Here is a 17,022-nt window from a genome sequence, read left to right as displayed (position 1 = left end):
GCGGTCCGCGCGGAGGCGGATGTGATGATCGACCGACGAACGGCGCTCGGCACGCTGGCGGCGCTGGCCCTGGCCGCGTGCGCCGCGCCGGACCGGAAGGGTGGACGCGTGGGTGACCGGGATCTGCTGCGGGCGGCGGCCGAGGGCGACGCCGCCGGGGTGCGCGAGGCGCTGCGGGCGGGCGCGGACGTCGAGGCGCGCGACGGTCAGGGACGCACCCCGCTGCTGCTGGCGTCCCTGGGCGACCACGTGGAGGCCGCGGCCGTGCTGGTGCGCGCCGGGGCCGACCCCGACGCGCAGGACCACCGGCGCGACAGCGCGTTCCTGGTCACCGGCGTCACCGGCAGCGTGGCGATGCTGCGCACGCTGCTGCCCGCCGGGCCGGACCTGACCCTCACCAACCGGTACGGCGGCGTCGCGCTGATCCCGGCCTGCGAACGCGGGCACGTGGACTACGTGCGCGAGGTCGTCAGGACCGGGATCGACGTGGACCACGTCAACCGGCTGGGCTGGACCGGCCTGCTGGAGGCGGTCATCCTGGGCGACGGGTCGCGCCGCTACCAGGAGATCGTCCGGCTGCTCGTCGCGGCGGGGGCGGACGTGGACCTGGCCGACGGCGACGGGGTCTCCCCGCTGCGGCACGCCGTCGGCCGCGGCCACGACGAGATCGCCGCGACGCTGCGCGCGGCCGGGGCCCGCTAGCGGCCCGCTAGAACTCGTACTGGACGGCGGCGCGCTGGTCCACGATCGGCTTGATGTACTCGTCGATCACCGCGCGGTGCGCCGGGTGGTCGCGGTAGGTCAGGTAGGCGTCCCTGTCGGCGAAGTCGCCGACCACCACGAAGTCGTAGTTCCCCTCGTTGACGCCCGCGTCGTGCCCGAGGCTGTAGCTCCGGATCTCGGGGATGACGCCGGGCAGCTCGGCCAGCCGGACCCGCGCCTCCTCCTGCTGGGACGTGGTGGTGCCCTCGGCCCACCTGAACATCACGACGTGCCGGAAACCGCTCATGGGCAAACCGTAGCGCGCGGACGGGCCGCGTTCAGACCTCTCCGATCTCGGCGGCCGCCATCGCGCCGAGTTCCCAGCATCGTTCCAGGTCGGAGCGGTCGGGCTCGCCCGTCACCACGACCGGCGGGCGGACCGCGCGCCACCGCAGGCCCGTGGTGATCGACTCCAGCGCGCGCAGCGCCCCGGTGGCGTCGTTGTTGCCGTGCAGGTACGCGCCGAACGGCCGCCGCGCCGTCTCCTCCAGGCACGGGTAGTAGACCTGGTCGAAGAAGTGCTTGAGCGCGCCGGACAGGTAGCCGAGGTTCACCGGCGTGCCGAGCAGGTAGGCGTCGGCCTCCAGGACGTCCACGGCCGAGGCGGTGAGGGCGGGCCGGGAGACGACCTCCACGCCGCCGACCTCGTCGGTCCCCGCCCCGGACCGCGCCGCCTCGTACATCGCCTGTAGCGCGGGGGACGGAGTGTGGTGGACGATCAGCAACCGCTTCATCACCGGGAACCCTATCTCCCGGCCTCCTGGCCGCGACGGGTCGGGAGTAGCGTGCTGGGCAGGAATACGGGGAGATCACTCCAGGTCGCCGCTCGACGGAGGTGTCCCTCGTGGCAGCAGCGAGAGCCGCGGCGCCGGTGTGGCCGCTCGCGCTCGGCACGGCGGCCGTGGCCGTCCTGGTGGCGGTGCCCGCCCTCGCCGGGGCCCCCGCCTGGGCCCTGCGCACGTCCCTGCTGGTGACCGGCCGCCCGCTGTCCTCCGCGCACGCGTTCGTGCTGGCGCTGGCGTTGGCGCTGGTCGCGCGGGGCGTGCTGCTGCGGCGGCGCGCCGCCTGGTACGGGCTGGCCGCGCTGGTCGCCATGGGCGTGCTGGCGGTGCTGACCGGCGAGGACGACCCGTGGCGGCTGCCGCTGCTGGCGGCGGCGCTCGGGGTGCTGTGGGCGCTGCGCCCGGCGTTCCGGGTCGGCCCGCATCCGGACCGGGTGCGCGCCGCGGTCCGCACGGGCGCGTTCGTGGTGCTGGCGACGGTGCTCGCGTCGGTGCTGTTCGGCGGCGTGTCGATCCCGTCGGCGGTGCCCGAGGTGGCGGCCGGGCTCGGCGCGACCGGCGCGCCCGTCGACGGCGCGCACTGGCTGTCGGAGGTGCTGGCGGTCGTCGGCGGGGCGGGCCTGCTGGTGATGGTGGTGACGCTGCTGGCCGCCGATCCCCCGCCGCCGCCCGGCGACGAGGCCGAGCGGCGGCGCGTCGCGGGCCTGGTCGCCCATCCCGGTTCCGACACGCTCGCGCCGTTCGCGCTGCGCCGCGACAAGTCGTACGTGTTCAGCCCGGACGGGGGCGCGGCGATCGGGTACCGGGTGCTGTTCGGGGTCGCGGTGGCGGGCGGCGACCCGGTCGGCGACCTGGCCTCCCGCGGCGGGGCGGTCCGGGAGTTCCTGGCGCTGTGCCGCCGGACGGGCTGGCGGCCGGCCGTGCTGGGCGCGGGCGAGGACCTGCTGCCCGAGTGGGGGCCGCTGCGGTCGTTCGGGTTCGGCGACGAGGTGCTGGTGCGGCCCGCGGAGTTCGCGCTGTCGGGACGGCGGATGCGCAACGTGCGGCAGGCCGTGCAGCGCACCCGCAACGCGGGCGTGTCCACCGAGGTCCTGCCCGAACGCGAGCTCACCCCCGACCTGCGCGCACGCCTGCTGGAGGTCGCCTCGGCCTCGCTCGACGGCGCGGCCGAGCGCGGCTTCTCCATGAACCTCGACGAGCTCCTGACCGGCCACCACCCCGGAACGCTGGTCGCGGTCGCCTACGACGCCGGGGGCGCGCCGATCGCGTTCCAGCGGTACGTCACCGCGGGCGAGGGGATCAGCCTGGACGCGATGCGGCGGTTGCCCGGCGGCCCCAACGGCGTCAACGAACGCCTCATCGTCGAGATGGTCGGGTACGCGGGCAAGCAGGGCGTGGACGTGGTGTCGCTGAACTTCGCCGCGTTCCGCGCGCTGCTGGACACGACCGAGCGCACGTTCGCCGAACGGCTGGGCCACCGCGCGCTGCACCTGCTGGACCCGTGGATCGCGGTGGAGTCGCTCTACCTGTTCGACCGCAAGTTCCGTCCCCGGTACCGCCCGCGCGCGATCGTGTTCCGGTCCTGGCTGGACCTCGGGTGGCTGGCGGCGGCGCTGCTGACGCTGGAGTTCGGCCGCGCCCGGCCCGCCGCCGCCCGCGCCCCGCTCCCCGCGCCGGTCGGCCGCCCCGAACGCCCCTAGCGGCGCCCGCTCTCCCACCCTCCCCCGGCCCCGCTTTGCTAGGCTTCCCAAGCGAGCGCTTGGTACGTAATGATGGGGCAGGCGTTATGACACGGCGAGGGCACCGGCGTGCACCCGCCGAGGCCCGTTGGAGAAGGAGCCGTACACGTGGCTGACCGCCCGATGAAGTTCTCGACCTTCCACCTCTTCCACCAGTTCGCGGGGCAGACCGCGAGGGAGGTGTACGACTACCAGATCGAGATCGTCGAACTCCTGGAGGAGCTCGGCTTCGACGGCGTGTGGGTCGCCGAGCACCACTTCCGGGACTACGGGGTCGTCCCCAACATCTTCAACCTGCTGTCGAACCTGGCCGCCCGCACCGAACGGCTGCGGCTGGGCACCGGCATCGTCGTGCTGCCGTTGCACAACCCGATCCACGTGGCCGAGGAGGCCGCGATGGTGGACCTGTTGTCGGGCGGGCGGCTGGAGGTCGGCATCGGCCGCGGCTACCAGAGCGTGGAGTTCGAGAACTTCGGCCTGGACCTGAGCGAGGCGCGCGACCGGTTCAACGAGTGCCTGGACGTGATCCTCGGGTTGTGGACGAAGGACGACTTCGAGTACAAGGGGCGTTTCCACGAGACCCGCCGCCCGCTGACGCTGATGCCCAAGCCGGTGCAGCGCCCGCACCCGCCGCTGCACGTGGCCGCCGTCAGCCCCGAGACGGTGGAGCTGTACGCCGCGCGCGGGCTGCCGATCCTGGCCGACCCCGCCGCCCCGTTCAAGAAGATCGCCCGGGCGGCCGAGACCTGGTACGCCACCGCCCGGGCCCACGGGGTGGACGTCGAGGGCGTGGAGCTGGTCGCCAGCCGCTCGGTCTACGTCGCCCCGACGACGGAGCAGGCCCGCGAGGACCAGGCGCGGTTCGAGGCCGGGTTCGACCGTTCCCGGATCTTCAACGTGCAGAGCGCGCCGATCGACCCCAGCACCGGCAAGGCCGCCAAGGGCTTCGAGTACTACCAGGACCGCTACCTCAAGGGCGGCTCGGTGGACAACGAGTTCCGCTGGAACCAGCTGGAGGTGATCGGCGACCCCGAGCGCGTCGTCTCCCAGATCAAGACCATCCAGGAGATGGGCTTCACCAACCTGATGTGCGACTTCGGCTCGACCCGGCCGCTGCCGATCGAGGACATGAAGAAGGTCCTGAAGTTCTTCGCGGCGGAGGTCATGCCCGCCTTCCGCTGAACCCCACCCCCCTCTAGGAGGCGCGATGTCCGTACACCGGCTCACTCTCGGGGACGTGCTGGCCGAGCACCGGCGCTCCCGGCCGCAGGGAACCGCCGTCGTGGACGGCGACGTCCGGCTGACCTATCCCGAGCTCGACGAGCGGGTGAACCGCCTGGCGGCCGCGCTGGCGGCGGACGGGGTCGGGCCCGGCGACCGCGTGCTGTGGCTCGGGCAGAACTCGTTCCGGGTGCTGGAACTGCTGCTGGCCGCCGGACGCCTGGGCGCGATCTGCTGCCCGGCCAACTGGCGCCAGACCGCCGACGAACTCGTTCACATCCTCGACGACCTCACGCCCAGGATCGTGGTGTGGGAGGAATCGGAGGCCGTGGAGAAGGCGCGCGGGCAGGTGTCGCCGGACGCCCGCTGGGTCAGGTCCGGCGACGAGTACGAGGCGTACCTGGCCACCGAGACCGGCGAGCCGTCGGTGGAGGTGTCGGACGACGCGCCGGTGCTGGCGCTCTACACCGCCGCGTTCGACGGGCGCCCCAACGCCGCGCTGCTCAGCCACTCCGCGCTGGTCGCGCACAACATGTCGCTGCTGCACATGCGGCAGATGGAGGACGGCTTCGCGTTCCTGGCGTGCGGGCCGATGTTCCACGTCGGCACGATGATGTTCACGCTGGCCACGTTCCAGATCGGCGGGAAGGTCGTGGTCACCCCGGCCTACGAGCCGGCGGAGGTCTGCCGCCTGATCGAGGCCGAGCGGTGCACGCAGGCGTTCCTGTTCGGCCCCATGATCGACGGGCTGGTCGAGGCCAACAAGGACCGCGCCCACGACCTGTCCTCGCTGCGCTTCGTGTCGCACTCCCCCGAGTGGGACGAGATGATCACCGTGGACGACAGCCCGTGGTGCCGCTCCGGGATGGGCGGCTACGGGCAGACCGAGGTCGCCGGGATGCTGACGTTCCTCGGTCTCGGCATGGGCGGCGCGGGCTACGCGGGACGCCCCTCGCCGCTGGTCCACGTGCGGATCCTGGACGCCGACGGCGCCGAGGTCCCGGCGGGCGAGGTCGGCGAGATCTGCGCGCGCGGCCACAGCCTGTTCTCCGGCTACTGGAACCGGCCCGAGCTGAACGAGGCCAAGACCCGGGGCGGCTGGCACCACACCGGCGACCTCGGCCGCCGCGAGCCCGACGGCACGATCACGTTCATCGGCCCGCGGCTGCGCATGATCAAGTCGGCGAACGAGAACATCTACCCCGCCGAGGTCGAACGCGCCCTGAAGACGCACCCGGCCGTCGCCGACGCCGCCGTGATCGGCGTCCCCGACGACCGGTTCGGCCAGTCCCCCAAGGCGATCGTCGTGCTGGAGGACGGCCGGGACGCGACCGCCGAGGAGATCATCGAGCATGTCCGCGGTGAGATCGCCTCCTACAAGAAGCCGCGCGAGGTGGCGTTCGTGGACCAGATCCCGAAGAAGGGCTACACACCCGACTACGACGCGCTGGACGCCGCCCACGGCGGCGGCGCCTACCCCGGGATGTAGGCCGCCTGGCGGGCCGCGGGGCGTTCCGCGGCCCGCCGCGCCCCTACAGCACCGCGACCGGGGTGACCGGGCTGGCCGTGCCGCCCTCGATCCGCAGCGGCGCCGCCACGAACAGGAAGTCGGTGCGGCCGGTCTCCGCCAGCTCCTCCAGCCAGAGCATCTCCAGCAGGTGGACGCCGTGCCGCCACAGCAGGATCAGGTGGAGGTCGTCGGGCAGGTCCTCGTCGGCGAGCTGGCGCTCGTTGAGGCCGCCGATCGCGGCGTTGTCGGAGGCGACCAGGCACACGTCGCGCCCGGCGAGCCAGCGGCCCGCGTCGGCGCTCAGCCCCGGCTGGCCCCTCCAGTACGCGTCGGGGCCGTCCCGCCAGGCCAGCGGCCACCCCGTCCGGAAGACCGCGGCGTCGCCGGGACGGAGCTCGACGTCGCAGGCCTCCAGGTCCTCGGGGGTGACCCGGTCCTCGGCCGACAGCCGCTCCACACCCCTGACCTTCGGGATGTCGAACAGCACGCCGCGCGCCACGACCGGCCCCGCCTTGTCGATGCCGCACCGCCCCGCCCCGTAGGACCGCACCCGGTCGGCCGGATGCCCGTTGTAGAGCGCGTCCCCCGACCACATGTGGCACAACGCGTCCATGTGCGTCGTCGTCCCGTGCGGCGTGACCACCAGCGCGTCGTCGGCCATCTTCAGGCCCGCGCCGATCGCCCGCGTCCCGGCCGCGTAGTCGCCGCCGTCCACCGACATGAAGTGCTGCGGCAGCGGCCTGCCCCGCAGGTGCGGGACGGTCGTCGGCGCGGGCGAGGACGTCGCGCCCCGGATCGGCAGCGACAGGCCGAGCACCCGGCCCTCGCGCACGCACCCGGCGGCGGCCACGACCGCCTCGGGGGTGAGCAGGTTGAGCGCGCCGCGCTCGTCGTCGGACCCCCACCGTCCCCAGTTGTTCGACTCGTCGAGCATGATTCGGTTCAGACCTTCCGTTGAGAGGACGACGCATGAGCGACCTGGTGCCGAACGACACCGTGCAGGGATACTGCGACCCCGCCTTCTCGGCGGTCCGCGAGGTGTTCGAGCGGAACTTCGCCGAGGGGCGGGAGCTCGGCGCGGCGGTCGCGGTGTACGCCGGGGACCGCAAGGTGGTCGACCTGTGGGGCGGGACCGCCGACCGGCGGACCGGCCGGGAGTGGACCGCCGACACGCCGTGCTTCGGATTCTCCTGCACCAAGGCGGTGACGGCGACCGCCGCGCTGCTGCTGGCCGAACGCGGCGTCGTCGACCTCGACGCCCCGGTGACCGGCTGGTGGCCGGAGTTCGGGCAGCGCGGCAAGGAGGGCGCGACCGGCGCGCACCTGCTGTCCCACCAGGTGGGGCTGCCCGCGTTCCGGCGCCCGGTGACCGCCGAGGAGGCCGCCGACACCGAGGCGCGCGCCGCCGAGCTGGCCGCCCAGGAACCGGAGTGGGAACCGGGCACCGCGCACGGCTACCACGCGCTGACCTACGGCTGGCTCGCCGGGGAGATCGTGCGGCGCAACGCCGGGATGCCCGTCGGGGAGTTCGTGAAGCGGGAGTTCGCCGCGGACCTCGACCTGTGGATCGGCGCGCCCGACGAGGTGATCGAACGCGCCGCCAAGCTCACCGCCGGACGCGACCACCGCGACGAGACCGGCCCGGACACGCCGCGCGCCGTCGGCGACGACACCGTCCTCGGCCGCCTCGCCAAGGCCCACCTCGACCCCGACAGCCCCATGAACCGCTCCGCCGGCAACCCGCACCCGGGCAAGGGCGGCTTCAACAACCCGGTCGTGCTGCGCGCGGGCTGGCCGTCCGCCGGGATGATCGCGACGGCGGCGGCGTTCGGCGCGTTCTACCGGGACCTGGTCGCGGGCCGCGTGATCAGCTCCGGCACCCTGCGCGAGGCGACCCGCCCGCGGGCCAGCGGCCCGGACCGCACGCTGGAGGCGGACACCGCGTTCGGGCTCGGCTTCATGCTCCCGGCGATGACGTTCTTCACGCCGGAGGCGGGGCGGGGGTCGGCGTTCGGCCACACCGGCGCGGGCGGCTCGCTCGGCCTCGGCGACGCGGACGCGGGCCTGGCCCTGGCCTACCTGCCCAACCGGATGGGCGACCAGCTCTCCGGCGACCTGCGCGCCTACCGCCTGGTGGAGGCGGCCTACGCCTCGCTGTGACCTCACTGCATCGTGATTCCGCCGCTGACCGAGACGGTCTGGCCGGTGATGTAGCCGGCGCGGTCGGTGCACAGGAAGGCGACCAGGCCCGCGACGTCGTCCGGGCGGCCGATGCGGCGCAGCGGGATCTGCCGGGCGAGCTTGTCGAGCAGGCCGGGGTGCTGGTCGGACACCGCCCGGACCATGGGGGTGTCGGTGGGGCCGGGGCACACGACGTTGCTGGTCACGCCGCCGCGGGCGGCCTCCCGGGCGAGGGTCTTGGCCAGCCCGAACAGGCCCGCCTTGGTCGCGGCGTAGGCGCCCTCGCCGCCGGACCCGGCGCGGGCCCCGTCGGAGGAGACGAACACCAGGCGGCCCCAGCCGCGTTCGGTCATGCCGGGCAGCAGGGCCCGGGTGAGCTGCATCGGGGCCCGCAGGTTGACCTTCCACATCAGGTCCCAGTGGGCGGGGTCGCTGTCGGTGAACGGCTCGACGATGCTGACCCCGGCGTTGTGGACGAGCACGTCCACCGGGCCGGCCCCGGCGGCGAACCGGTCGATGTCGGCGGGGTCGGTCAGGTCCACGCGGCGCGCGACGCCGCCCAGTTCTCCGGCGACCTTCTCGGCGGCGGGCAGGTCCAGGTCGGCGACCACGACCCGCGCGCCCAGCGACGCCAGGTCGGCGCAGATCGCGCGGCCGATGCCGCCCGCTCCCCCGGTGACGACGGCGGTGCGGCCGGTCAGGCTCATCCCGTCCATGCGCGGACGACCTCCTCGGTGGTGACGCGGGCGGCGAGCAGGCTGACGGTGTGGGCGAGCACGGCGTCGCCGTACTCGGCGGGCGTCCCGGCGACGGCGTCGGTGAGGACCGCGACGCGGTAGCCGAGGTTGACCGCCTCCAGGCACAGGCCGGGGATGCCGAGGTTCAGCGACAGCCCGGCCGCCACGACGGTCCGCACGCCCATCGACCGCAGCGTCATGTCCAGCGCGGTCCCGGTGAACGGCGAGAACCCGTGGTACCGCCGCGCCTCCAGGTCGGAGGGGTCGGCGAGCTCGGGCAGCACCTCCACCGCGCCGGTGCCCTCCAGCATGTGCGCGGGGTCGCGGAGCAGGCCCTTGAGGAACGGTGTGTTGTCGGTGTGGCTGCCCCTGCGGTCGGCGCGGAACGCGGCCGTGCACTGCACGACCGGGATCCCGGCGGCGCGGGCGGCGGTGGCGGCGCGGGCGGCGTTGTCCACCACGCCGCGCTCGGCGCAGGTCTTGGCGAGGTCGGGGAAGGTGGCCAGGTCGCCGGCCACACCGCGCTGCATCTCCATGACGAGCAGCGCGGTGTGCCGGGGAGCGGCCAGTTCGGCGAGGTCGATCGGCACGGCCCCACGATAATCGACCTAGCACTTGCTTGGGTAGCGGTGGACGGTGGCCAGGGTGGCCGCCGCGACCACCCCGCCGAGCACCATCACCGCCGTGACGGAGAAGGCGTCCACCACCACGCCGCCCGCCAGCGCGCCCAGCGACAGCGTCGCCTGGAACGAGGAGGTGAACACGACCGTGGCCGCCTCCGGCGCGTCGGGGGCCGCCGCCGCGAACCAGGACTGCGAGCAGAACGGGACGGCCCCGTACGCCACGCCCCACACGACCAGCAGCGCGAGCGCCCCGCCGTCCCAGCGCCCCGCCACCGGCATCAGCAGCGTCGCCGCCGCCAGCAGGACGACCGCCGTCACGAACGCGGCGCGCGGCGGCATCCGCCCGGCCGCGAAGTTCCCCACGAGCCCGGCGACCCCGTACACCAGCAGGAACGCACCGACCGCCCGCGCGCTCACGCCCGTGACCTCCAGCAGGAACGGCGTCACGTACGTGTAGGTCGCGAAGTGCGCCAGCACGATGAGCAGGGTCGCCGCCAGCCCGGCGCGGACCGCGGGCCGCCGCAGCAGCCCGCGCAGCACCCGCGGGCCGGTCGCCCGTTCGGGCGGCAGCGGCGGCAGCAGCACCGCCAGCGCGGCCAGCACGCCGACGGTGAGCACGCCCATCACCGCGAACGAGGCCCGCCATCCCAGCAGCTCCCCCAGGAACGAGCCCGCCGGGACGCCGAGCACCGACCCCAGCGGGACGGCGGCGAACACGACGGAGGTCGCCCGGGGCACCGACGCCGCGGGCACCAGGCGTCCGGCGAGCCCGGCCCCGATCGACCAGAACCCGCCGATGACCAGCCCGACCATCACCCGCGACACGAGCACGGCCCAGTATCCGGGCGCGGCGGCGGCCAGGAAGTCCGCGGCGGCGAGCAGCCCCGTCAGCGCGCACAGCGTCATCCGCCGGTCGATCCGCCCGGACGCGACGGTCACGGCCGGGGCGGCGACGGCGGCGACCAGGCCGGGCAGGGTCATCGTCCAGCCGGCGGTCCCGGCGGAGACGCGGAAGTCGGCGGCGATCGGCGCGAGCAGCCCGATCGGCAGGATCTCGGTGGTGACGATCGAGAAGAGTCCCAGCGTGACCGCCAGGACCGCGAGCCAGGCGGTCAGCGGGGCGCGGGACGTGGCGGGAGGGAGCGTGGCGGTGGGCATGCCCCCAGTCGACCAAGCACGTCCGGCCCGGTCCGGCAGGTTTCGGACACCACCGTGGCGCGCGAGGATGATGTCGTTTTCCCGCGTGGCGGTAACGTGCCGGTCCATGGAGGTACGCGACCTGCACGAGTGGCCCGCGACGGTGGCCGAGGCGGAGGCGATCCAGGACCGGCTGCGGCCGTCGCTGGACCTGGAGGGGCCGGGGCCTCAGGCGTTGCGGACGGTCGCGGGGCTCGACGTCTCGTACGCGGGCGACGGCGGCGGGACGGGGGCGCGGCTCGCGGCGGCGGTGGTCGTGCTGGACGCGCGCACCCTGGAGGTGGTCGAGGAGTCGGTGGTGACGGGGACGGCGGCGTTCCCGTACGTGCCGGGGCTGTTCGCGTTCCGGGAGCTGCCGACGCTGGTGGCGGCGCTGCGGCGGCTGACGGTCACGCCCGACCTGCTGGTGTGCGACGGGTACGGGGTGGCGCACCCGCGCCGGTTCGGGCTGGCCTGCCATCTGGGGGTGCTGACCGGGCTGCCGACGATCGGGGTCGCCAAGACCGGGTTCGTCGGCTCCCACGAGACGCCCGGCGCGCGGCGCGGCGACGCCAGCCCCCTGGTGGACGGCGGTGAGGTCGTCGGGCGGGTGCTGCGGACCCGCGACGGCGTGAAGCCGGTGTTCGTGTCGGTGGGGCACCGGATCGACCTGGACACCGCGTGCCGCCACGTGCTGGCGCTCGCGCCCGAGTACCGGCTGCCGGAGACCACGCGGCGCGCCGACCGGTTGTCGCGGGACGCGCTGGCCGCCTCCCCGTAGGACCGCGCGGGCGGGGGCCGGGTCCGGACCTTGTCGCAAAACCAAGCGTGCGCTAGGTTGGCTCGCAATGGACCATCCGAGCCCCGCCCCCGTCCCCACCCCGCTCACCGCGCCCTACTGGGAGGCGTGCCGCCGCGGCGAACTGGCGCTCCAGCGGTGCGCCGGTTGCGGACGGTTCGTGCACTTCCCCGAGCCGACCTGCCCGTTCTGCGGGAGCGCCGCGCTGGCGTTCGAACGGGTCGGTGGGCGCGGAACGGTGCACACGTTCACCGTCGTACACCGGTCCTTCCTGCCCGGTTTCGCGACCCCCTACACCGTGGCCTGGATCGACCTCCCGGAAGGGGCCCGGGTCTTCGGCGACGTCACCGGCTGCCCGCCCGAACGCGTGCGGATCGGCATGCCGGTGGAGGTCCACTTCACCGACCTGGAAGGCTTCGGCCCGCTCCCCCACTGGAGGCCCGCGTCATGACCCCGTCCATCGCCGCGCCCCCGCGCGGCGGGCCCCGGCGCCTGGACGCCGGGTCCTCCCTCGTCGCTCACACGATCGCCCGCAGGCTCCCGATCCTCACGTTCCCCAGTCCAGACCAGGCGGCGCCATGACCGATGTAGGCAACATCCTGTATCCCGTCGAAGACATCGAGCAGGCCGTGCGCTTCTATCGCGACGGGCTCGGCCTGACCGTGAAGTTCCAGGACGGGGGCCGGTTCGCGGCCCTGGACGGCGGCGGGGTGACGTTCGCGCTGGCCGGGCCGGAGGAGGACGTGACCGGGGGCGCGCCCGCCGCGTCGTTCCGGGTCGAGGACGTCGCCGCGGCCGCCGCCCGGCTGACCGGCGCCGGGGCGACGCTGGTGCGCGGCCCCGAGGAGGGACCGCACGAGGTCCGCGCGGTGCTGCGCGACCCGGCGGGCAACCCGTTCGTGCTCTACGCCCGCCGCAAGTAGCCCCCCGCCACCACCACCCAGCCGGTCAGACGAAGGAGCCGAGCCGTGGCGCGAGACAACTCCCCCTTCAGCAACTACGCCTACGCCATCCTCACCGCGAACGCGCTGCGCACCCCCGACAAGGTGGCGCTGACCTACTGCGGCGAGCGGAGCTTCACCTACGACCAGCTCAACCGGAAGGTCAACCGCGTCGCGCACGCGCTGCTGGCGGCCGGGGTCGCGCCGGGCACGCGGGTGGCGTCGCTGATGAACGAGACTCTGCACGTCGCGCAGGTCTACCTCGCCCAGATGAAGATCGGCTCGGTCGTCGCCGCGCTCAACCCCTACTGGCCCGCCGACACGCTGCGGCAGGTCGTCGAGCACTCCGAGTGCACCGCGTTCGTGTACGACGCGACGGTGGCGGGCCTGGTCGACGAGATCCGCCCGCACCTGCCCAACGTCAAGCTGTGGCTGCGCGTCGGCGGTGCGGCCCCCGACGCCGTCGACCTGGACGCGCTGGCCGAGGGCGCGAGCGAGGCCGAGCCGCCGCTCGGCGGCCACGGCGACGACCTGCTCGCGCTGTTCTACACCTCCGGCACCACCGGCCTGCCCAAGGCCGTCATGCACACCCACCTCTCCTCGCTGGCCACCGCGCAGATCTGGCTGGACGTGGACCGCGACGCCGACTCCGTCATGGGGACCGGCGCGATCATCTGGGGCATCGGGTTCCCGGCGCTGGTCGGCCCGGCGTTCTACGCGGGCATGACGCTGGTGCTGGAGCAGGACTGGGGCCCGGCCAACTTCCTGAAGGTCGTGCCGCGCGAGAAGGTCACCCACGTCAGCCTGATCCCGAGCTTCTTCTCGGCGCTGCTGGGCGGCGACGACCACGCCGACGCCGACCTGTCGTCGCTCAGGGCGATCGTGCTGGGCGGCGAGCCGCTGCTGCCCGCCCTGCGCGAACGCATCATGAAGCGGCTGCCCGGCGCGGCGATCTACAGCTACTACGGGCAGACCGAGGCCCCCTACACCTGCTTCGGCCGCCAGGACGACGGCAGCCAGGACATCTCCTCGGTCGGCCGCGCCCGCATGTCGTGCGCGGTCCGCGTCACCGACCCGAACGGCGAGCGCGTCGTGGGCGAGGTCGGCGAGATCAACCTGACCGGCCCCAACGTCATGGCCGGGTACGACCGGCTGCCCGACAAGACCGCCGACGTGCTGCGCGACGGCTGGTACGTGGGCGGCGACCTCGGCCGCATGGACGAGAACGGCTTCCTGTACGTGCTGGGCCGCCGCGAGGACGCCATCCTCAAGGGCGGGCAGTGGTCGCAGCCGGTCCAGATCGAGGAGGCGGCGATCGAGGTCGAGGGCGTCGCGGAGGCGGGCGCGGTCGGCGTTCCGGCGCACCCCGAGGGGCAGGACGCCGTCGAGCAGAGGATCCTGCTGGCCGTGGTGCCGAGGTCCGGCGCGACGCTGGACGCCGAGGCGGTCAGGGCAGCGCTGGCGCGAGGGCTGCCCGCGCACCAGGTCCCCGACGCGGTCGTGGTCGCCGACGAGCTGCCGCACACCCAGGACGCCTCCGGCGGCCCCGGCAAGCTGCTGCGGCGCGGCATCCGCGACGCCTACGCCGACCAGGTCTGAGGGACCCCATGAGCACTCCCCTCCCCGAGCACGCCGTCAAGGCGTGGATCGCCGGGTTCGGGGTGGCCGTGCCGCGCGGCGCGACCGCCACCGCCCACGCCGAGCTGGAGGCGGCCGCCGCCGGCCTGGCCCCGCCGCTGGTGGTCAAGGCGTACGGCCCCGGGCTGCTCCACAAGAGCGACGCCGGAGCCGTGCGCCTCGGGCTCGGCTCCGCCGCGGCGGCCGCCGCCGCGGCCGCCGAGATGCTGGACTCCCTGGCCGCACGCGGCATCGTCCCCGACGGGTTCCTGGTCGAGGAGCAGGCCCCGGCGGGCGTCGAGGTGATCGTCGGGGCGGTGCGCGACCCGGCGTTCGGGCCGGTGCTGCTGGTCGGGCTCGGCGGCGTGTTCACCGAGGTGCTGCGCGACACCGCGCTGCGGCTCGCGCCCATCACCGAGGCCGACGCGTGGGCGATGCTGGAGGAGCTGCGCGGCGCGGCGCTGCTGGACGGGCTCCGCGGCCGGCCCCCGGTCGACAGGGGAGCGCTGGTCAAGGTGCTGCTGGCGGTGAGCGACATGGTCACCGCCCTGGGGGACGGGTTCACCGAGTTCGAGCTGAACCCCGTGATCTGCGGCCCGGACGGCGCGGTCGCGGTGGACGCGCGGCTGGTCGGCGCGACCGGCCTGGAGCCGCCCGCCCCCGTCCCGTCCGCGCCCGCCCCGGTCACCGACTTCACGCCGCTGTTCGCGCCGCGCGGCGTCGCGGTGGTGGGCGCGTCCACGAAGAAACCCAACTTCGGGAACATGTTCCTCGGCTTCTACCGGGCCGCCGGCTTCCCGGGCCGCCTGGTCGCGGTGCACCCGACCGCCCCGGAGATCGACGGGGTGCCGTGCGTGCCGTCGCTGGCCGAGGTGGGCCCGGACGTCGACTACGCGCTGGTCGCCGTCCCCGCCGAACGCTGCGCCGGCGTGGTGCGGGAGGCGCGGGGGATCCCGTTCGTCCAGGTCATGAGCGGTGGCTTCCGGGAGATGGGCCACCCCGAGCTGGAAGCGGACCTGCTGGACGCCGCGCGCTCGGCGGGCGTGCGCCTCCTCGGGCCCAACTGCATGGGCGTGTACTCCCCGGCGGGTGGCCAGACGTTCATCGGCGGAACCCCGGGACGGCCCGGCCGCGTCGCCGTGGTGTCGCAGAGCGGCGGCCTGGCCGGGGAGGTCATCAAGGTCGGGGAGCGGCGCGGGCTGGCGTTCTCCACGGTCGCGACGGTCGGCAACAGCGCCGACGTCACCCCGGCCGAGCTGGTGCGCCACCTGGCCGCCGACCCCGGCACCAGCGCGATCGGCCTCTACCTGGAGGACCCGCGCGACGGCCGGGGCCTGTACGAGGCGCTGCGCGCGGTGGACAAGCCGGTGGTGGCGCTGGTCGGCGGGCGCAGCGGACAGGGACGGAAGGCCGCGGCCTCGCACACCGGCGGGATGATCAGCGACGCCCGCGTCTGGTCGGCCCTGGCGGCCCAGGCCGGGATCTCCCTGGTCACCTCCCAGGACGACCTGATCGGCGTGCTGGACCTGTTCGACCTGCACGGGGGGCGCCCCGCGCCCGGCACCGGCGACGTGCTGGTGATCGGCCCGAGCGGCGGGGCCAGCGTGCTGGCGGCCGACGCGTTCGACGACGCCGGGCTGGAGCTGGCGCCCCTGCCGGACGCCGCCCGCGAGGCGCTGCGCGCGATGGGACTGGGGGCCGGCAGTTCCCTGGCCAACCCCCTGGAGATCCCGGTCGGCCCCCGGGGCGACCCCGGCCTGGTCCGGAACGCGGTCACGGCGATCCTCGCCGAACGGCCGTTCGCCGACGTCGTCGCGCACGTCAACGTGCAGAGCTTCTTCACGTTCGGCGACAGCGCCGACCCGCTGCTGGCCTACGCCCGCAGCGTCGGCGAACTCCAGCGTTCCCGGCCGGGCACCCGCGTCACGCTGGTGGTCCGCAACGCCGAGTGCGCGCCGCCCGGCGTGGAGGACGCCGTGCGGGAGACCGCCCGGGAGGCCGGGGTGCCGGTCTACCGGGGCATGGAGGCCGCCGCGGTGGCGGTGGCCGCCGCGAAGAGGCACGTGAGGAGCGTTCATGGGTCGGCTTGACGGCAAGGTGGCGTTGATCACCGGCGGCGCGCGGGGCATGGGCAAGGCCCATGTCCGGCGCTTCGTCGCCGAGGGGGCCAGGGTCGTCTTCGGGGACGTCCTGGAGGAGGAGGGGGCCAAGCTGGCGGCCGACCTCGGCGACGCCGCGCGCTTCGTGCGGATGGACGTCACCGACCCGGACGACTGGCGGCGCGCCGTCGACACGGCGACCGGGACCTACGGCGCGCTGCACGTCCTGGTCAACAACGCCGGCATCCTGCGCCACAGGACCATCGAGGAGATGACCCTCGACGAGTGCCGCCAGATCATCGAGGTGAACCTCATCGGCCAGTGGCTGGGCGTCAAGTCGGTGACCGGCGCCATGCGCGACGCGGGCGGCGGCTCGATCGTCAACGTCTCCTCCACCGAGGGCTTCATCGGCGCGTCCGGCCTGGCCGCCTACAGCGCCAGCAAGTTCGGCGTGCGGGGCCTCACCAAGGCCGCCGCCCGCGAACTCGGCCAGCACGCCATCCGCGTCAACTCGATCCACCCCGGCGGGATCATCACCTCGATGTCCATGCAGCAGGACGTGATCGAGGCGACGGCGTCCCGCGCCGAGGCGCTGATCGAGGGCCTCCCCCTCCGCCGCCTCGGCAGGACCGAGGAGGTGACGGGCCTGGTGGTGTACCTGGCCTCCGACGAGTCCTCCTACTGCACGGGCAGCGAGGTCCTGGTCGACGGAGGGCTGGTCACCGGCTCGGGGTACTAGGGCCTGTGTGAAGTGGACCCCGGCCACGCACGCGAGCGCGTGACCTGACCTGCGGGCCCGAAGCCGAAGGCGAGGGCCCGCAGGTCAGGTCGCGAA

The 17,022-nt window shown here is 74.4% G+C and carries 17 protein-coding genes; 11 read left to right on the top strand and 6 right to left on the bottom strand.

The window, feature by feature from the left end; all coding sequences use genetic code 11:
- The first annotated feature begins 24 nt into the window (after positions 1 to 24).
- Positions 25 to 702, top strand: a complete 678-nt coding sequence (locus AKI01S_RS37285; protein ID WP_084000632.1) for an ankyrin repeat domain-containing protein — start codon at positions 25 to 27, stop codon at positions 700 to 702.
- A gap of 7 nt (positions 703 to 709) precedes the next feature.
- Here AKI01S_RS37285 and AKI01S_RS37280 read toward each other — a convergent pair whose 3' ends face one another.
- A complete protein-coding gene (locus AKI01S_RS37280; RefSeq protein WP_067829000.1) occupies positions 710 to 1,009 on the bottom strand; it encodes a Dabb family protein in 300 nt (99 codons plus the stop codon).
- A gap of 31 nt (positions 1,010 to 1,040) precedes the next feature.
- The gene (locus tag AKI01S_RS37275; protein WP_067828997.1) at positions 1,041 to 1,496 is read right to left on the bottom strand and encodes a flavodoxin family protein; all 456 of its coding nucleotides are present in this window, start codon (positions 1,494 to 1,496) and stop codon (positions 1,041 to 1,043) included.
- Between the two features lie 110 nt (positions 1,497 to 1,606).
- On the opposite strand from AKI01S_RS37275, the gene AKI01S_RS37270 reads away from it, so the two are divergent.
- The 3 genes from AKI01S_RS37270 (at position 1,607) to AKI01S_RS37260 (ending at position 5,993) form a co-directional block, all read left to right on the top strand.
- The gene (locus AKI01S_RS37270) at positions 1,607 to 3,244 is read left to right on the top strand and encodes a bifunctional lysylphosphatidylglycerol flippase/synthetase MprF (RefSeq protein WP_157420437.1); all 1,638 of its coding nucleotides are present in this window, start codon (positions 1,607 to 1,609) and stop codon (positions 3,242 to 3,244) included.
- A gap of 162 nt (positions 3,245 to 3,406) precedes the next feature.
- The gene (locus AKI01S_RS37265) at positions 3,407 to 4,465 is read left to right on the top strand and encodes an LLM class flavin-dependent oxidoreductase (protein ID WP_067828991.1); all 1,059 of its coding nucleotides are present in this window, start codon (positions 3,407 to 3,409) and stop codon (positions 4,463 to 4,465) included.
- A 25-nt stretch (positions 4,466 to 4,490) separates the two neighbouring features.
- Positions 4,491 to 5,993 carry an AMP-binding protein gene (locus AKI01S_RS37260; protein WP_067828989.1) on the top strand — a complete coding sequence of 501 codons (1,503 nt, stop codon included), beginning with the start codon at positions 4,491 to 4,493 and terminating at the stop codon, positions 5,991 to 5,993.
- Positions 5,994 to 6,036: 43 nt separating this feature from the next.
- On the opposite strand, the gene AKI01S_RS37255 is transcribed toward AKI01S_RS37260, so the two are convergent.
- Positions 6,037 to 6,948: a cyclase family protein gene (locus tag AKI01S_RS37255; protein ID WP_067828987.1), complete on the bottom strand. Its 912-nt coding sequence runs from the start codon at positions 6,946 to 6,948 to the stop codon at positions 6,037 to 6,039.
- Between the two features lie 35 nt (positions 6,949 to 6,983).
- On the opposite strand from AKI01S_RS37255, the gene AKI01S_RS37250 reads away from it, so the two are divergent.
- The gene (locus AKI01S_RS37250) at positions 6,984 to 8,174 is read left to right on the top strand and encodes a serine hydrolase domain-containing protein (protein ID WP_067828984.1); all 1,191 of its coding nucleotides are present in this window, start codon (positions 6,984 to 6,986) and stop codon (positions 8,172 to 8,174) included.
- A gap of 2 nt (positions 8,175 to 8,176) precedes the next feature.
- On the opposite strand, the gene AKI01S_RS37245 is transcribed toward AKI01S_RS37250, so the two are convergent.
- From AKI01S_RS37245 to AKI01S_RS37235, 3 genes are read right to left on the bottom strand one after another with little or no spacing between them, the layout of a single operon-like run.
- On the bottom strand, positions 8,177 to 8,911 hold the full coding sequence (locus AKI01S_RS37245) for an SDR family NAD(P)-dependent oxidoreductase (protein WP_067828981.1): 735 nt from the start codon (positions 8,909 to 8,911) through the stop codon (positions 8,177 to 8,179).
- Positions 8,899 to 9,522, bottom strand: a complete 624-nt coding sequence (locus AKI01S_RS37240) for an isochorismatase family protein (RefSeq protein ID WP_067828979.1) — start codon at positions 9,520 to 9,522, stop codon at positions 8,899 to 8,901. Before AKI01S_RS37240 ends, AKI01S_RS37245 begins: the two co-directional genes overlap by 13 nt.
- Before the next feature lie 18 nt (positions 9,523 to 9,540).
- Positions 9,541 to 10,713: an MFS transporter gene (locus tag AKI01S_RS37235; protein WP_067828976.1), complete on the bottom strand. Its 1,173-nt coding sequence runs from the start codon at positions 10,711 to 10,713 to the stop codon at positions 9,541 to 9,543.
- Between the two features lie 106 nt (positions 10,714 to 10,819).
- On the opposite strand from AKI01S_RS37235, the gene nfi reads away from it, so the two are divergent.
- The 6 genes from nfi (at position 10,820) to AKI01S_RS37205 (ending at position 16,926) form a co-directional block, all read left to right on the top strand.
- On the top strand, positions 10,820 to 11,512 hold the full coding sequence (gene nfi / locus AKI01S_RS37230) for a deoxyribonuclease V (RefSeq protein ID WP_067828973.1): 693 nt from the start codon (positions 10,820 to 10,822) through the stop codon (positions 11,510 to 11,512).
- Between the two features lie 67 nt (positions 11,513 to 11,579).
- A complete protein-coding gene (locus tag AKI01S_RS37225; RefSeq protein WP_067828971.1) occupies positions 11,580 to 11,981 on the top strand; it encodes a Zn-ribbon domain-containing OB-fold protein in 402 nt (133 codons plus the stop codon).
- Between the two features lie 127 nt (positions 11,982 to 12,108).
- Positions 12,109 to 12,453, top strand: coding sequence for a VOC family protein (locus AKI01S_RS37220; RefSeq protein ID WP_067828968.1), 345 nt, complete (start codon positions 12,109 to 12,111; stop codon positions 12,451 to 12,453).
- A gap of 45 nt (positions 12,454 to 12,498) precedes the next feature.
- Entirely contained in the window at positions 12,499 to 14,070 is a 1,572-nt protein-coding gene (locus AKI01S_RS37215; protein WP_067828965.1) for a class I adenylate-forming enzyme family protein, read from the top strand.
- Positions 14,071 to 14,078: 8 nt separating this feature from the next.
- Positions 14,079 to 16,178, top strand: coding sequence for an acetate--CoA ligase family protein (locus AKI01S_RS37210; RefSeq protein WP_067828963.1), 2,100 nt, complete (start codon positions 14,079 to 14,081; stop codon positions 16,176 to 16,178).
- Positions 16,165 to 16,926: a glucose 1-dehydrogenase gene (locus AKI01S_RS37205; RefSeq protein WP_067828962.1), complete on the top strand. Its 762-nt coding sequence runs from the start codon at positions 16,165 to 16,167 to the stop codon at positions 16,924 to 16,926. Before AKI01S_RS37210 ends, AKI01S_RS37205 begins: the two co-directional genes overlap by 14 nt.
- Positions 16,927 to 17,022 lie beyond the last annotated feature (96 nt).

The organism is Actinomadura kijaniata NBRC 14229, assembly GCF_001552175.1.
GTDB lineage: Bacteria > Actinomycetota > Actinomycetes > Streptosporangiales > Streptosporangiaceae > Spirillospora > Spirillospora kijaniata.
Note: the sequence above shows the minus strand (reverse complement) of the source record. Positions and strands in the feature narration are given on the sequence as shown.

Coding starts and splice junctions, on each gene's coding strand:
- AKI01S_RS37285 (WP_084000632.1), top strand. CDS start 25: ATGATCGACCGACGAACGGCGCTCGGCACGCTGGCGGCGCTGGCCCTG.
- AKI01S_RS37280 (WP_067829000.1), bottom strand. CDS start 1,009: ATGAGCGGTTTCCGGCACGTCGTGATGTTCAGGTGGGCCGAGGGCACC.
- AKI01S_RS37275 (WP_067828997.1), bottom strand. CDS start 1,496: ATGAAGCGGTTGCTGATCGTCCACCACACTCCGTCCCCCGCGCTACAG.
- AKI01S_RS37265 (WP_067828991.1), top strand. CDS start 3,407: ATGAAGTTCTCGACCTTCCACCTCTTCCACCAGTTCGCGGGGCAGACC.
- AKI01S_RS37260 (WP_067828989.1), top strand. CDS start 4,491: ATGTCCGTACACCGGCTCACTCTCGGGGACGTGCTGGCCGAGCACCGG.
- AKI01S_RS37255 (WP_067828987.1), bottom strand. CDS start 6,948: ATGCTCGACGAGTCGAACAACTGGGGACGGTGGGGGTCCGACGACGAG.
- AKI01S_RS37250 (WP_067828984.1), top strand. CDS start 6,984: ATGAGCGACCTGGTGCCGAACGACACCGTGCAGGGATACTGCGACCCC.
- AKI01S_RS37245 (WP_067828981.1), bottom strand. CDS start 8,911: ATGGACGGGATGAGCCTGACCGGCCGCACCGCCGTCGTCACCGGGGGA.
- AKI01S_RS37235 (WP_067828976.1), bottom strand. CDS start 10,713: ATGCCCACCGCCACGCTCCCTCCCGCCACGTCCCGCGCCCCGCTGACC.
- nfi (WP_067828973.1), top strand. CDS start 10,820: ATGGAGGTACGCGACCTGCACGAGTGGCCCGCGACGGTGGCCGAGGCG.
- AKI01S_RS37225 (WP_067828971.1), top strand. CDS start 11,580: ATGGACCATCCGAGCCCCGCCCCCGTCCCCACCCCGCTCACCGCGCCC.
- AKI01S_RS37220 (WP_067828968.1), top strand. CDS start 12,109: ATGACCGATGTAGGCAACATCCTGTATCCCGTCGAAGACATCGAGCAG.
- AKI01S_RS37210 (WP_067828963.1), top strand. CDS start 14,079: ATGAGCACTCCCCTCCCCGAGCACGCCGTCAAGGCGTGGATCGCCGGG.
- AKI01S_RS37205 (WP_067828962.1), top strand. CDS start 16,165: ATGGGTCGGCTTGACGGCAAGGTGGCGTTGATCACCGGCGGCGCGCGG.